This is a genomic window from Halalkalibacterium halodurans (assembly GCF_005671335.1).
Taxonomy (GTDB): domain Bacteria; phylum Bacillota; class Bacilli; order Bacillales; family Bacillaceae_D; genus Halalkalibacterium; species Halalkalibacterium halodurans.
In genome coordinates, this window is the sequence record NZ_CP040441.1 from 2,149,180 (window position 1) to 2,164,883 (window position 15,704).

At 43.2% G+C, this 15,704-nt stretch carries 10 protein-coding genes; 9 read left to right on the forward strand and 1 reads right to left on the reverse strand.

Annotated elements, in window-relative coordinates:
• The first annotated feature begins 146 nt into the window (after nt 1-146).
• The 4 genes from FED51_RS10475 (at nt 147) to FED51_RS10490 (ending at nt 7,431) form a co-directional block, all read left to right on the forward strand.
• Nucleotides 147-839: a hypothetical protein gene (locus tag FED51_RS10475; RefSeq protein ID WP_138090483.1), complete on the forward strand. Its 693-nt coding sequence runs from the start codon at nt 147-149 to the stop codon at nt 837-839.
• The gene (locus tag FED51_RS10480; RefSeq protein ID WP_138090485.1) at nt 821-5,596 is read left to right on the forward strand and encodes a SpaA isopeptide-forming pilin-related protein; all 4,776 of its coding nucleotides are present in this window, start codon (nt 821-823) and stop codon (nt 5,594-5,596) included. The genes FED51_RS10475 and FED51_RS10480 overlap by 19 nt, the downstream gene beginning before the upstream one ends.
• Before the next feature lie 14 nt (nt 5,597-5,610).
• Nucleotides 5,611-6,192: a class D sortase gene (locus FED51_RS10485; protein ID WP_138090487.1), complete on the forward strand. Its 582-nt coding sequence runs from the start codon at nt 5,611-5,613 to the stop codon at nt 6,190-6,192.
• A gap of 102 nt (nt 6,193-6,294) precedes the next feature.
• Nucleotides 6,295-7,431 carry a response regulator gene (locus FED51_RS10490; RefSeq protein WP_138090489.1) on the forward strand — a complete coding sequence of 379 codons (1,137 nt, stop codon included), beginning with the start codon at nt 6,295-6,297 and terminating at the stop codon, nt 7,429-7,431.
• A 67-nt stretch (nt 7,432-7,498) separates the two neighbouring features.
• Here FED51_RS10490 and FED51_RS10495 read toward each other — a convergent pair whose 3' ends face one another.
• A complete protein-coding gene (locus FED51_RS10495) occupies nt 7,499-8,086 on the reverse strand; it encodes a hypothetical protein (RefSeq protein WP_010898175.1) in 588 nt (195 codons plus the stop codon).
• Between the two features lie 743 nt (nt 8,087-8,829).
• Between FED51_RS10495 and FED51_RS10500 the strand changes: the two genes are divergently transcribed.
• The 5 genes from FED51_RS10500 to FED51_RS10520 all read left to right on the forward strand — a co-directional run bounded on the left by FED51_RS10500 (nt 8,830) and on the right by FED51_RS10520 (nt 15,626).
• Nucleotides 8,830-9,822, forward strand: a complete 993-nt coding sequence (locus FED51_RS10500) for a galactan degradation operon transcriptional regulator GanR (RefSeq protein ID WP_010898176.1) — start codon at nt 8,830-8,832, stop codon at nt 9,820-9,822.
• Between the two features lie 165 nt (nt 9,823-9,987).
• The gene (locus FED51_RS10505) at nt 9,988-11,259 is read left to right on the forward strand and encodes a galactooligosaccharide ABC transporter substrate-binding protein GanS (RefSeq protein ID WP_053431973.1); all 1,272 of its coding nucleotides are present in this window, start codon (nt 9,988-9,990) and stop codon (nt 11,257-11,259) included.
• 102 nt (nt 11,260-11,361) lie between these two features.
• The gene (locus FED51_RS10510; RefSeq protein ID WP_053431164.1) at nt 11,362-12,618 is read left to right on the forward strand and encodes a galactooligosaccharide ABC transporter permease GanP; all 1,257 of its coding nucleotides are present in this window, start codon (nt 11,362-11,364) and stop codon (nt 12,616-12,618) included.
• 15 nt (nt 12,619-12,633) lie between these two features.
• Nucleotides 12,634-13,473 carry a galactooligosaccharide ABC transporter permease GanQ gene (locus FED51_RS10515; RefSeq protein WP_041821527.1) on the forward strand — a complete coding sequence of 280 codons (840 nt, stop codon included), beginning with the start codon at nt 12,634-12,636 and terminating at the stop codon, nt 13,471-13,473.
• Between the two features lie 83 nt (nt 13,474-13,556).
• Nucleotides 13,557-15,626 (forward strand): beta-galactosidase GanA, encoded by a 2,070-nt coding sequence (locus tag FED51_RS10520; protein ID WP_053431163.1) that lies wholly within the window; start codon nt 13,557-13,559, stop codon nt 15,624-15,626.
• Nucleotides 15,627-15,704 lie beyond the last annotated feature (78 nt).

Sequence of the window (15,704 nt, forward strand, 5' to 3'; positions counted from 1 at the left end):
ATGGCAAGGCAAATGATCGTTGAGTGGATGAAGCGAACATCGAAGGGGGGTAATGCTTGATCACTCCTTCATGTATGGGCTGATTTCATGGACCATCAGACCTATGAATAGGTCGCTATTGAATTTTCATGGAGGAGGAACATTGATTGAAGCATTTAAGCAACAAGCTACTCTTGCTAGCGATGGTCGCTGTCTTGATACCGCACACGTTTCTAGCAAGTATAGGCTTACCCTTACAGGCGATCGCGAATGCAACTGCGAACGTTTTTACGAATGTAGAATTGAAAGATGACGATGGACGGACTATTGATGCCGCTCAGTTTCCAGAGCATACCGTAGCCATCGATTCAACCGTCCAATTAATCATTTCTTGGGCGATTGATGGGGAAGATGTGGCTGAGGGGGAGTCACATTCATTGCAAATTCCATCCGAGCTCAACGCAACACCTCAGCAAGGTGCTCTCGTTACAACAGACAATGAACAAGTGGGTGCCTACGAGGTAGTCGGCGAGAACATCACGTTGACTTTTGCGGAAGAGGCGAGTGGTAGTGGAACCATTGCCGTACCAGCAACCTTTAACGAGGAGCTAGTGGATGGGGAAAGTGAATTATCCCTTACGTTTCTTCTACATGGTGAATCACGGACCATTGTCGTACCGTTTACGGTAGAAGAAGAGGCTGAGGAAGAAGTAGCAGAGGAAACGACTGAAGAATCAACTGAGGAGTTAACAGAAGAAACGTCAGAAGAAACATCTGAATCTGAAAGCGAACCTGTAACAGAGGAAGAGGGCGCTGAAGATGAAGAGCACCTATTTTCATCATGTCGGCTAGCGAAATAGCAGAAAACATTATCACGGGTGTCGAAGTAAGAGATGAGGATGGAAACATACTCCAAGCGGACTCGACTAACCATTTAGACCTTGGGGATCCGATTGGAATTACGTATCACTGGAGCTTGCCTAATGGTCACGGCTACACAGTCGGTTCGACTTTTACGTTCCAATTGCCAGATGTTTTCCATCTTTATAACGACATTGAGAATGAGCCGTTAGTATTTAACGGAACAGAGGTCGGAACGTTTACGATCACGCAGGACGGGACCGTGACGATGACCTTTAATGAAATGATTGAACAGCTTTTCAACATTAACGGAATGCTGCAAGTGTGGACGGAAATAAAAGAAGATCTGCAAGGAGACGTTCGTCGAGATATCGTCTTTGAAGCAAAAGACGAAGAGCTTCTACGACTTCCAGTCCAGTTCCGAGTCCCGTCCGCTTCGATGATTGATAAGCAAGGAATCGTCGATCGCGGCTACAATGCGACCGAAATTACGTGGACGGTCGATTTCAACAAACAAATGCGGGAAATCGATAATGCAGTGTTACGAGATCCGATCCAGTTAGGTCAAGCGTTACAAGCTGGATCAATCGAAGTATACGAGCTAAACGTTCAATTAAATGGAAGCGTTGTGCAAGGAGACTTAGTGGACCCTAGCAACTACTCGATCGGGCAAATCGATGGCGATGATTTCCAAATTAATTTTGGCGACATTGATTCTGCTTATCGCGTTGTGTTTAAGACGGATATTACGGACGGAGACGCTACATCTTATCAAAACGTCGCCACACTCGACGGTGATAACATTGACCCGATGCCGGCCAATGCATCCGTTGGAACACAACGAGGGGTGCCTATAGCCAAAACGTCTACTGTCTACAATTCAGCAACTCAGACCATTTCGTGGGAAATCCGTTACAACTACAACGAAAAAACGATTGCTGAAGCGGACGCCATTTTAACCGACTGGTTTACTAACTCACAAGAGTTGATACCGGGGTCATTCCGAGTTATTCGAATGACGATCGATGAAAATGGAAACGCAACGGAAGACGAAGAAGTTAGCAACTTTACGCTGACGGAAACGTCGAATGCTAGCCAAAATGGATTTGAGCTTCAATTCAATGAGGATATCAACAATGCATATAAGATCGTTTATCAGACGACCTCCTCAGAGCGGGTGCTCGGCAACCAGACGATCCAAAACACTGTTGAAACAGGTGAAGGACGGACAGCCGGCGCGAATCGTTCCATCGGTCAAGTCGTGTTCCATAAAAGACATGGAACGCCAAACTACCAAGAGAAAACGATTCCTTGGACGATCACTCTAAATGACGATTCGTATGAAATGACGAACGTTACCATCACCGATGTGTTTAACAATGGTGGACTGACGTTGATTGATGGCACGTTTACGATTCGTAGCGGCTCAACTACTTTGGTACAAGGTGTTGATTACACGTTCGCTCTTGATGGGGCTGATGGGTTTACGATTGAATTCACTAACCCAATTACACCCCCTCACGTCATTGAATATGTCACAGCGTTTGATTATGAAGCGAGACAGGACAAATCTCGAAACGTATTAGACAATGTGGCAACTCTCGAGTGGGTTCCAGAGGGAGAAACGGATTCGCGCTCAATGCAAGCCACAGCAGTGTTTGCTCCTGACAGCAACACGCGTAACAACGGCTTTAAAAACGGTTCCTACAATGCTGTCACAAAAGAGATTACGTGGAACATTGGTGTGAACTACAACTTGCAGGAATTACATGATGCCGTTGTCGAAGATTTCATTCAAGAAGGGCAGCATTTGGTCGCTGATTCGATTGAAGTATTCGAAATGGGGCTCACAGGTGGAGCGAACGGCGTGAACCAAGGGGATCTGTTAACTGAAGGCGTGGATTATGACCTTGTCATGGTTCAAGACGGAGATGGAAACCCAGGTTTCCGAGTAGAATTCAGAGACACGATTGATTCTCCGTACTGGATCAGCTTTAAAACGAGCCTCGATGAACGGTTAATCAAACAGACCTACGAAAACGAGGCCATCCTTAGTAGCTCAAATACAGATGACTTTCGTTTAGATGCTGCTGTATCGGTTCAGCACGGCGGGGAATACGTCAACAAATCGGGTGTACAAGATGGTCGAGTGATCGATTGGCGGATTAACATTAACTACACTCAATCGACGGTCACCAATGCAAAGATTGTTGATGTGCCGAGCCCGAATCAAATCCTGTTAGAGGATAGCTTCCAATTATTTTCAACAAACGTAGCGACAAATGGTACCATTACAAAAGGGGCACCATTAGAACGCGGAGTTGACTACATTTTAGAGATTTTTACTGATGAGGATGGCAACGAAACATTTGAGCTTTCATTCCCAAATGTCATTGACCGAGCGTACATTTTAGAGTACAAATCGTTCATTTACGCTCAGAACAATGAATTCGTCTCTAACCAAGTATCGTTTGAAGGGGATGAAATAACGACCAATGAGTCGACGAACTCCTCTGAATCCATTCAAGTCCGTCTATCAGGAGGTTCTGGTACGGGTAGCGGTGAAAGAGGAAGCATTGAGGTTACAAAAGTTGATGCCACTTCAGGGGAAACACTTGCGGGGGCAACGTTCGTTCTCTATGACAGCACAGGTGAAATTGTTCTCCGTACGGTTGTCACTGGAGAAGATGGGATAGCGACCTTTGCTAACCTTATGTATGATGATTACATTTTAAGAGAGACTTCTGCACCAGAAGGCTATTTAGTCGGCATTAACGACTCGGAGCATATTACACTCAATACCGAGTTGCATGAATTAACCGTCGAAAACGCAAAAATTATTCGTGACGTACAGCTGCATAAAATCGATGATGAAACAGGTGAATCGTTACAGGGGGCTGTGTTTACATTACAGCAAAGACAAGGCAGCGATTTCGTCGATTATCGAGAAAATTTAGAAACAGACGAAAACGGAGTCGTGGCCGTTGAAGATTTAGAGCCGGGTGACTATCAGTTTGTAGAAGTAGCAGCACCGTCTGGCTACGTATTAAACGCAGACCCGATTCCATTTTCGATCGGGGAAGAGCAAACAGAAGTCATCGAACTGACGAAAGAGAACGAAATCATTCTCGGGTCAGTTGAGCTCGTGAAAGTCGATCGTGATGACTCGTCGATTGTTCTCGAAGGGGCGGAATTTTCTCTTCTTGATGAAGATGGAAATGTCCTTCAAACGGGATTGACGACAGACGATGAAGGGAAGCTTGTTGTAAGCGATCTTCGTCCAGGCAACTACCAGTTTGTCGAAACCACTTCACCAGAACACTATCTTCTTGACGATACACCGTATCCTTTCACCATTGTATTGGATCAGCAAGAGCAACTGACTGTCACAGCGACGAACCGCCTCATTCCAGGCTCGGTTCAGCTCGTGAAAGTCGATGCCGATGATTCATCCATTGTTCTAGAAGGGGCAACATTCTCCCTTCTTGATGAAGATGGAAACATCGTACAAGAAGGTCTAACGACAGATGCGAACGGACAATTGATTGTAACTGATCTTCGTCCAGGCAACTACCAGTTCGTTGAAACGACAGCTCCGGAGGATTACATTCTTGATGCTACTCCTCGAGAGTTTACGATCGAGAGAAGTCAAGCAGGATCAATCTCGCTTGTCGTTGAAAACGAGCTCATTCCAGGTTCGGTTCAACTCTTGAAAGTAGACGTGAATGAGCCATCCGTTACTCTTGAAGGAGCGGAATTCTCTCTCCTCGATGAAGAAGGGAACGCTCTGCAAGAAGGATTAACAACAGACGAGAACGGGCAATTAGTTGTGACGGACTTGAAGCCAGGCAACTATCAATTTGTAGAGACAAAAGCACCAGAGCATTATCTCCTTGATGGAACACCTCTCACGTTCACGATTGAGAGAAGTCAGGAGGAGCAGCTAACCGTGACAGCGACGAACCGTTTGATCCCAGGCTCGGTTCAGCTTGTGAAAGTAGATGCGGATGAGCCATCTGTTACTCTTGAAGGAGCGGAGTTCTCTCTCCTTGATGAAGAGGGGAACATCCTGCAAGAAGGATTAACGACCAATGAAGCTGGCGAGCTTGTCGTAAGCGATCTTCGTCCAGGTAACTACCAGTTCGTTGAAACGGCAGCACCAGAGCATTATCTCCTTGATGAGACACCTCTCACGTTCACGATTGAGAGAAGCCAGGAGGAGCAGCTAATCGTCACAGCGACGAACCGTTTGATCCCAGGCTCGGTTCAGCTCATTAAGGTGGATAGTGAAGATTCAACAATCACACTCGAAGGGGCAGAATTCTCTCTTCTTGATGGAGAAGGGAATGTTCTTCGAGAAGGAATCAGAACAGGTGAAAATGGTCAGTTTGTGGTGGTCGATTTAAGACCAGGAGACTATCAGTTTATCGAAACAAAGGCTCCTACTGGCTATGAGTTAGATGACACCCCAATCGTTTTTACGATTGAAAAGAGTGCAGATGAGGTGCTGACACTCGTAGTTGAAAACACGGTAACTCCAAAGCCTGATCCAAGCGGCCCAGGAGGAGGGTCAAAAGACCCAGGCGATTCAACCGGAACAGGAGATTCTGAGAAACCAGGAGATTCGAACGATCGTATCGACCGTTTACCACAAACGGGTGAAGAATTCCTCACTTTCTTACTAATCTTAGGGCTACTGTTGATGACTGCTGGAGGCGTCTTGCTTCTAAAACGTAGAAACTTGACGGAATGTTAATTAAGGAGGTACGAATGAACAAGACCAGAAAAATACTAGGTGTGATGCTTTTACTCACAGGGTTGATTCTGGTCTCGATTCCCCTCTATTATGAATGGCAACACGGAAGAGAGGTAAGGGCTTTGGAAGAAGCCCTTTCTCTCATTTCTGATTATGAGCAAGTCGAAGGCACTTCCTTTACGACTGATGAGCTGAATGCGGTACTGGAGCTAGAGATACCATCGATTGAGTTGAAGCAAAAAGTGTTAAGTGAAACAACAGAGGAAAATTTAAAGCTTGCCTTAACTCAGTTGAAAGAGAATCAGCACCCAGGTGAAGGGAACTTTGCGATTGCCGGCCATAGAGGGTATCGAGGCAACCGACATTTTAGTCGCCTCCCAGATGTGACGATAGGAGACGAAGTGTTTCTCCATACGAAAGAAGAAACGTTTGTTTACAAAGTTACCGACATAAGCATTATTGAACCGACTGATGTAGACATATTGGATGATCGAGACGGGAAAAATGAAATCACGATGATTACATGTACGAGATCAGGGAAGCAACGGGTAGCCGTTCGGGGTGTATTAGTGGAAACAAACGGACAAAAAGCATGACACATGAACCAGGTAAGAGAAAAAAGCAATAAAAAAAAAGACACTACTAAAATCGATGGTAAAAAGGTATGATGTTGGAAATGACAGCGGGAGGTATCCAGTTTGCGGATCATACTAGTAGATGATGAGCCTTTAGCTCTAGCATACTTGGAAAAACTTTTAGTTGAAATCGGCGGTCTCACCATCATTGGATCCTATACAAACCCAAATCAAGCGATGCAATCCGTAATCCAACACAAACCTGACCTCATTTTTCTTGATATTAACTTGCCAGAAATCAACGGTATTGACTTCGCCGAACAGGTGCAATCTACCCTACCCGAGATCCATATCGTCTTTATTACCGCCTACGATGAATATGCTGTTAAAGCATTTGAGCTTAATGCGATTGATTATGTGATGAAGCCTGTGCAGCGTGATCGTTTAAACCGTACCATTGAGCGGATAACCGATCGCAAAACGGTTGAACCGCATAGCTCACAGACGGAATCGAAGATCATCAGCTGCTTTCAAACCTTGCATTTTCAAAATGGGTCTGAAATAGGAAAAGCTGATCCAATAGATGTAAATTGGCGGACAGCGAAAGCTCGAGAATTATTCGCCTATCTTGTTCAGCATCGAAAACAACCGGTACGAAAAGATGTACTGCTCGAATTCTTCTGGCCTGAGTCAGATGTAAAAAAAGGATACGCTCAACTTTACTCAGCGATTTATCAAATTCGTAAAATGTTGGACTCCTTGCAAATGAATAGTACAGTCGTCAGTTTTGATAAAAGCTACAAGCTTAATTTAAATGATACCAAGCTAGATGTCGAAGAATGGGAGAGAGAGCTTAGACAACTACCGAACATCACGGAAGATACAATGCCAACCTATCGAAGACTATTAGAAACGTATAAAGGTGATTATTTAGCGGAGGAAGCGTATCTATGGGCAGAAAATGAGCGGGAACGCTTGCGAACACTCTATCATTCCACGTTTAATAAAGTTACAACTTACTACTTGGAGTGCGGGTATTATACGGATGCTATCACCCTTTGCCAGCGTGTACAAACGCTGCATCCACTTATGGAAACGAGCTACTTTTTATTAATGCAAGTATACGCCAAAATGGGGGATAATCACTCGGTGAAATCGCAATATGAAAAGCTCAATCACGTATTAGAAGCAGAATATGGCATTCATACGAGTGATAGCATTGAAAACTGGTATAACGAATGGAAAAAGCAACTACAATAGTTATAAAAAGTCCTTTCCCACAAAGGGAAAAGGGCCTTTTTTATTGAGACGATTTATGACACCTGCTTTAGCCTGCGTATTGCTCACATTTTGCAACAGACATTCCTTCACTTGTCTCTCCCCATATTAGAAACGGATAGGCTGCTAGTTTACCTTCATAGATTTTCTCCGTACAGATTAAATCCGTCAAATGATAAGGTTGCACAAATTGAGGCGGAGTTGACACTAGTTTTGTCGATCCACCATTTAAAATGGTCGCGACGAACTGTGAGCAAAAAAACGCTCGTTCTCGTTGAATATCCCACTTACACATGAGACCTATTAAGCCTAGCAAATTATATCGATAATCGTCCTGTTGTTTTTCAATCATCGCTACCTTCTGTTTCATGGCTTTATAATCTGCTAGACTGACCTCGCAACGGTAGACGGCACAAGACGCCCGATAAAAGAGTGGTGCATGGACGTTCTCCCTAACAAAGCCCCCAAGAAAAGGATTGTGTGGTCTTTTTCGGCCGAAGCTGTACAGCTCAGAAAGTTCTCGATCAAAGGCGATGGAGGCATGGTTTAATTTTTGTTTTGTATATAAGCGAATCATTCTTGTAAACAACGTTCCAGTGTCTGTTAGTAGAATATAAACATGTTTAGTTTCTTTCATCTAATTCATCCTTACCCATTCATCTCTATCATTCTTTCAGCTCCAAAATGTAAACATTGGAAACTCTTCCTCATCATATCAAAAGTTATAAAATGCTAACAGAGTCTTTCGCTAGATTTTAGAAAAACTTAAGAATTTTTTATTCAGCTTTAGTAGAAAGACTATTTAGAGCCGACGTCTTTGAAAAAAGGATTCATTTCTTGAATATCATGGAATTCGTACGGAGAGGTCGTTACTGACCCGATGAAGGAATTGTTTCAATTAGAGGAGCTAGATTAAGTCCGAGGCGCACAACTAGGGAAGGTCACCTTCTGGAATTGGTAAAACGTAAAAAAAGACCAAAAGAGAACATGGACGCTCTTTTGGTTTATGATTTCTTCAACTTCCTTAAAATGAGCCAGAGGACACCAACGATCACGATGAGGGATAAAAACAACAGACTATTTGACGTACCAATAATCGAGATCAGAATCACATTCCCTCCCATAGAGAATTTGAGCTTGAAGCAACTCTCCCTAAGTATGCCATAAATTCAAAATGATTGTAAGTGTTTTCTTTAAATGTTTTTTGATAATGCTAGAATGGGCAAAAGAAGTTTATAATAAAGTGGAAACATCATTTATGGTTAATGGCATGGGATCAAACCATTCGTTTATTATCATAAGCACTCTTGACTTTATTAAATGATTAAGCAAAAATATTAGTAAAAGTTTTACTAATAGTATTTGTAGGAGGGGACACAATTGGCAACAATAAAAGACGTAGCAGAAATGTCGGGATACTCCATCTCCACCGTCTCCCGAGTGTTAAACAATGACCAAAATCTTTCTGTTACAGAAGAGACAAGAGAAAAGATCTACGAGGTCGCTGACAAGTTAAACTATCGCAAGAAAACTGTAAGAGCGCTCGTTAAAAATGTCGCTTTTTTATATTGGCTTACCGATAAAGAAGAATTAGAAGATGTATATTTTAAAACGATGCGGCTCGAGATCGAAAAGCTCGCTAAGGCATTTAATGTAGAATTAGAAACGTATAAAATCTCTGACGGGATTGAAAAAATCCCCGACAGCATTGAAGGTTTTATTGCCGTAGGAACTTTTTCAGATGAAGAGCTTGCTTATTTAAGAAAAAAAACGACAAACGGGGTATTTATCGATTCAACCCCAGATCCGAATCATTTTGATTCTGTTCGACCAGATTTGGCACAAATGACAAAACAAGCCATCGATTTTTTGATTATGAAAGGTCATCAGCAGATTGGCCTTATCGGTGGGACATATCATAACCCTAATACAGATATGGATGAGATGGACATTCGTGAACGTGCCTTCAGACAATATTTAGACGAAAAGCAACGACTAAAGGAAGGGTTTATTTTTTGTCGTAGAGGGTTTTCCGTCGATAACGGCTACCACTTAATGAAGCAAGCGATCGAAACCCTCGGTGATGATTTACCAACAGCTTTTTTTGTCGCTGGCGACCCTATTGCAGTTGGCTGCTTGCAAGCGCTTAACGAGAAAGGAATAGCCATTCCAAATCGCGTGAGCATTATAAGTATAAATAACATTAGTATTGCAAAATACGTGTCTCCGCCGTTAACGACGTTTCATATCGATATTGAAGAGCTTTGCAATAACGCGATCAAATTGTTGCTTGAACGGCTAGTGGATAAACGAAAAAGCGTGAAAACACTCTACATTGGAGCCGAGCTCGTCATTCGCAAAAGCACGAATTGATACAAACCTAAGGGGAGTTCCTCTTAGGTTTTTGTTTTCCGAAAATATTTTACTCATTTAAGTAAAAAAGTTGTTTATTATTTTCTTTTCTAGTGTTATATTAATCTTATAAAACGCTTTCATAGATAGACTCACAAAAAAATAAAAAGAAGGGGAGTTCGTATGATGAAAAAACGTCAACGATTCATAGGCATCGTAAGTGGAATAGCGCTAAGTCTCGCTTTAGTCGCTTGCGGCCCGCAAGATGAAGGTGGGGAAAGCACAGCTGAGGCACCTGCAAGCAACGAATTACTCATCTGGGAAGACCAAGAAAAATCAGAAGGGATCGAAGAAGCAGTTGCTCAATTTGAAGCTGAGCATGGCGTCACCGTTACAGTGGTGGAAAAGCCTTATGCTCAGCAGCTTGAAGATTTGCGACTCGACGGCCCAGCAGGGACTGGCCCCGACGTGTTTACGATGCCTGGGGATCAAATCGGAACAGCTGTCACTGAAGGGTTGGTAAAAGAATTAGTCATGGGTGAGGACATCCAATCCCTATACACAGAAGCAGCGATGCTCTCGCAAATCGTTGATGGTAAAGTTTATGGCTTACCGAAAGCAGTGGAAACAACGATGCTTTACTATAACAAAGAGCTCATTTCCGAGGATGATTTACCCGAAACGTTAGATGAATGGTTTGACCTATCGAAGGAATTTCGTGAAGATGACATGTACGGTTTGTTAGCGTTATTTGACCAAATTTATTATGCACAAAGTGTACTAGGTGGCTATGGTGGATACGTATTTGGACTTGATGATCAAGGAAACTATGATCCGACAGACATTGGCTTGGATACAGAAGGCGCCATTGAAGGGGCCGAACAAATTCAACGTTTTTATGGAGAAGGGTTGTTCCCGTCAGGAATCATCGGCGAGCAAGGGATCAATGTGCTCGATTCATTGTTTACAGAAGGAAAAGCAGCAGCCGTCATTTCTGGCCCGTGGAACCTTGAACCATATGCAAGAGCAGGGATCAACTACGGTGTTGTAAAATTGCCCGAGCTAGACAATGGTTTGAATATGAGCTCATTTATGGGCGTAAAAAGCTACAATGTGAGTTCGTATTCTAAAAACGCCGAGCTAGCTGAGGAGTTTGTGAAATTTATCGCCAACGAAGAAAACTCGCGCACGCGTTATGAAAGAACAAAAGAGGTTCCAGCATTCCAAGCGTTAGCTGAAGATCCAGTCGTCACTGAAAGCGATGCGGCAAAAGCGGTCGCAGAACAATCGCAATTCTCTGAGCTGACTCCGAATATTCCTGAAATGAATGAAGTGTGGACCCCGACTGATGCCGCATTACAAACGATCGCCACAGGGAATGCAAGCCCCCGAGATGCTTTAACTCAAGCGGTTGAAACGATCAGAGGACAAATTGAAGCGAACCATAGTGACAAGTAGAAGGATTTAGAACCAAATGGTGTCCAGTGCTCAAAAGGCGCTAGACACCATTTGTTCAACGTTTTTTCGTTTCGTCATTTGTGGATATAGAGAGGTGAAAACATGCAGCATCGAAAAATAGCTTTATTATTGTCTGTGATCCCGGGACTAGGCCAATTTTATAACAGACAATGGGTGAAGGGTTTGCTTTTCTTGTTTCTCGCCATATCGTTCTTATTTGTATTTGGCGATTTATTAAATATGGGATTTTGGGGTCTGTTCACATTGGGGACACAAGTCCCTCGTGATAATTCGATCTTCTTATTAGCGGAAGGGATTATCGCAGTGATTGTCACATGTTTTGGTCTTGCCATGTATTATATAAACTTACGAGATGCTTATAAAAATGGAGAGTTACGCGATGAAAACAGGCCACTTCACTCTTTGAAAGATCAATACCGAAACCTTGTTGAACAAGGATACCCTTATTTGGTTAGTGGACCTTCTTTGTTTATTTTAATCTTCGCGGTTATTTTTCCAATCTTATTTAGCTTCGCCTTAGCGTTTACAAACTATAATTTATATCATTCACCACCAGCCAATTTAGTTGATTGGGTTGGACTTGAGACGTTTTCAAAAATTTTCATCGTTGATATATGGCGTGCCACTTTTTTCGATGTGCTCTCATGGACCGTTATTTGGACTCTTGTAGCCTCCACATTTCAAGTGAGCCTGGGGATTCTTCTAGCCGTGGTTGTCAACCAGAAGGATTTACAATTTAAGAAGTTTTTCCGCACTATACTGATCTTGCCTTGGGCGGTACCAGGCTTTGTTACGATTTTAATTTTTGCCGGACTGTTTAACGATAGCTTCGGAGCGATTAACAACGACATTCTCGCCGCTTTTGGGATTGATCCGATTCCGTGGATGACGAACTCTACTTGGACAAAGGTGGCGTTAATTACGATACAAGGGTGGCTTGGCTTTCCGTACATTTTTCTTGTGACGACAGGGGTGTTGCAGTCGATTCCTGATGATCTTTATGAGGCTGCTACCATTGATGGAGCATCAGTGTTTTCCAAATTTCGTCACATCACGCTGCCAATGATTTTAATTGCCATTGCACCGGTGATCATTACCCAGTTCACCTTTAATTTTAATAACTTTAACATTATTTATTTGTTTAATGGCGGGGGTCCTGCGATGCCTGGGTCAACAGCAGGAGGCACGGACATCCTTGTATCCTGGATTTATAAATTAACGATGCAGTCCAGTCAATATTCATTAGCGGCTGCTTTAACGATTCTATTATCTATTTTCGTTATCTCAATTGCTTTATGGCAATTTAGACGGACTAATTCTTTCAAGGAGGGGGCATAAGCGGTGAAAACAAACATGAAGCAAAAGAAGTTCATTCGACTTCTTCTTTCATACTTACTATTAGCCATTATGGTATGTGTCATCATTTATCCCCTGCTTTGGACGGTTGGCGCGAGCTTCAACCCTGGGAACAGTTTAATTAGTACATCGATCATTCCGGAAAATCCATCGCTCATTCATTATCAAGAATTGTTTGCAGGAAAAGGTAGCTTGCAATATGTCCAATGGTATAAAAACTCGCTGAAAATTAGTCTTTTCACGATGGTCGGTACGATGATCAGCGTTTCGTTTACAGCCTACGCCTTTTCTCGTTTTCGATTCAAAGGAAGAAAGCATGGCTTAACGCTCTTCTTACTGCTACAAATGATTCCTCAGTTTTCAGCGTTAATTGCCCTCTTTGTCCTAGCGCAAATGCTCGGGTTAATGAATAGTCATTGGCTGTTGATCATGCTTTATATCGGTGGGCTCATCCCGATGAACACCTATTTAATGAAAGGGTACATGGATTCCATTCCAATCGATTTAGATGAAAGCGCGCGAATCGATGGTGCGAGCCATACGCGGATCTTTCTCCAAATCATCATGCCTCTTTCAAAGCCGATGCTCGCTGTTGTAGCGATGAACGGCTTTACAGGTCCTCTCGGCGACTTTATTTTAGCGTCCACGATTTTAAGAACGCCAGATGCGTATACGTTACCAATCGGGCTCTTCAATCTAGTAAATGATGTTATGGGGGCGAGCTACACAAAATTTGCCGCAGGAGCGATTTTAATCAGCATTCCCGTTGCATTCATCTTCGTTTTACTGCAACGTCATTTTGTTTCCGGTTTAACAGCGGGAGGAACGAAAGGATAGCTAGGTCGCAACTCCTGCAACGGAAGCCTCTACGAAGTCAAAACTTCAGTAAAAAAAGAACGAGAGATAAGAAGGAGAGAGCTATGTCCATACACGGTAAAACATTTGTCACAAAGGCTAAGCATATGCTTCACGGCGGGGATTACAACCCCGATCAATGGTTAGATAGGCCAGATATTTTAGCAGACGATCTTCACTTGATGAAGCTGTCCCATTCAAACACCTTTTCAGTCGGTATTTTTGCATGGAGCACACTAGAACCCAAAGAAGGAGTTTATCATTTTGAATGGCTTGATGATATCTTTGAAAACATCCATAAAATCGGGGGAAACATTATTTTAGCGACACCGAGCGGGGCTCGACCAGCTTGGTTATCGCAAAAATATCCTGAGGTGTTGCGCGTCGATGAAAATCGTGTCAAACAGCTTCATGGCGGCCGCCACAACCATTGCTTTACCTCTGAAGTGTATCGAAAAAAAACACAGCAGATCAATCGCTTGCTCGCAAAAAGGTATGGAAACCACCCAGCCCTCTTAATGTGGCACATTTCGAACGAATATAGCGGCGAATGCCACTGCGAAAAATGCCAAGAAGCGTTTAGAGATTGGCTTAAATCAACGTATAACAACGACTTAGATGCGTTAAACAAGGCCTGGTGGACCTCGTTTTGGAGTCACACTTATACCGACTGGTCACAAATTGAATCCCCCTCTCCAATCGGAGAGAAGGGGGTGCACGGTTTAAACTTAGATTGGCGGCGCTTTGTTACAGACCAAACGATCTCCTTTTTTGAAAATGAAATTGTCCCATTGAAGGAGCTCACGCCAGAGATTCCCATTACGACTAACTTTATGGCGGATACGTTTGATCTTATTCCTTTTCAAGCCCTTGATTACAGCAAGTTTGCCAAACACCTCGATGTCATTAGCTGGGATGCTTATCCTGCATGGCATAACGATTGGGAAAGCACCGCTGATCTGGCGATGAAGGTCGGCTTTATTAACGACTTATATCGCAGCCTAAAACAACAACCGTTTTTGTTAATGGAATCAACGCCAAGTAAAGTCAATTGGCATGACGTCAATAAGGCAAAACGCCCAGGGATGCATCTGCTTTCTTCGATGCAAATGATTGCCCATGGCTCGGACAGTATTTTGTATTTCCAGTGGCGGAAATCCCGAGGTTCCTCGGAAAAATTCCACGGAGCTGTCGTTGATCATGATAACAGTCCGAATAATCGAGTGTTTCAAGATGTCAGTGAAGTTGGGGGAACATTGGAAAAGCTAGCACCAGTCGTCGGTACGAACCGCACCTCTGAAGTAGCCATCTTGTTTGATTGGGAAAACCATTGGGCACTCGGGGATGCCCAAGGATTTGGGATGAAATCAAAAAGGTACCCACAAACGCTGCAGCAACACTACCGTACGTTCTGGGAACGAGATATTCCAGTCGATGTCATTACCAAAGAGCAAAATTTCTCCGCTTATCGATTGCTCATTGTTCCTATGCTCTATTTAGCCAGCGAGGAGACGATTGCCCGTTTAAAGTCATATGTGGCACACGGAGGTACGCTTGTAATGACTTATATTAGCGGGATTGTGAACGAACATGATTTAACCTATACGGGCGGTTGGCCAAAGGACTTACAAGACATTTTCGGGATGAGACCACTCGAAACCGACACGTTGTATCCAAGTGATCGAAATTATGTCACCTACCAAGATAAAACGTACCCGATAAAAGATTACGCCACCATTATTGAGCTTGAATCAGCCCAAGCGGAAGGATTCTATAAGGAAGACTTTTATGCAAAGCTTCCAGCCGTTACGAGTCACTCTTACAAAGGTGGAAAAGCATACTACATTGGCGCCCGGCTAGACGATGAGTTCCATCGTGATTTTTATAGTCGTCTCATGACTGATTTATCTCTAACATCCGTTCTACCAGTGAATCATGGTCCAGGTGTTTCTGTGCAAGCAAGGCGAGATACCGTAACCGACTATGTGTTCGTCATGAATTTTACCGAAGAAAAGCAAACGGTTACTATTCAATCTGAAGTACAGGATCTAGTAACGAAAGAAAACGTACCTGCTGAGTTTACGTTAAAGCCCTATGAAGTGAAGATTCTTGTCTATTCAAAATCTAACAAATAGCCCTTAGAAGACCACCCTAAACTGGGTGTGCTCTTCCTGCTCAAAATGTAAGCGTTTACTAGTTGAAAGATTGAATGA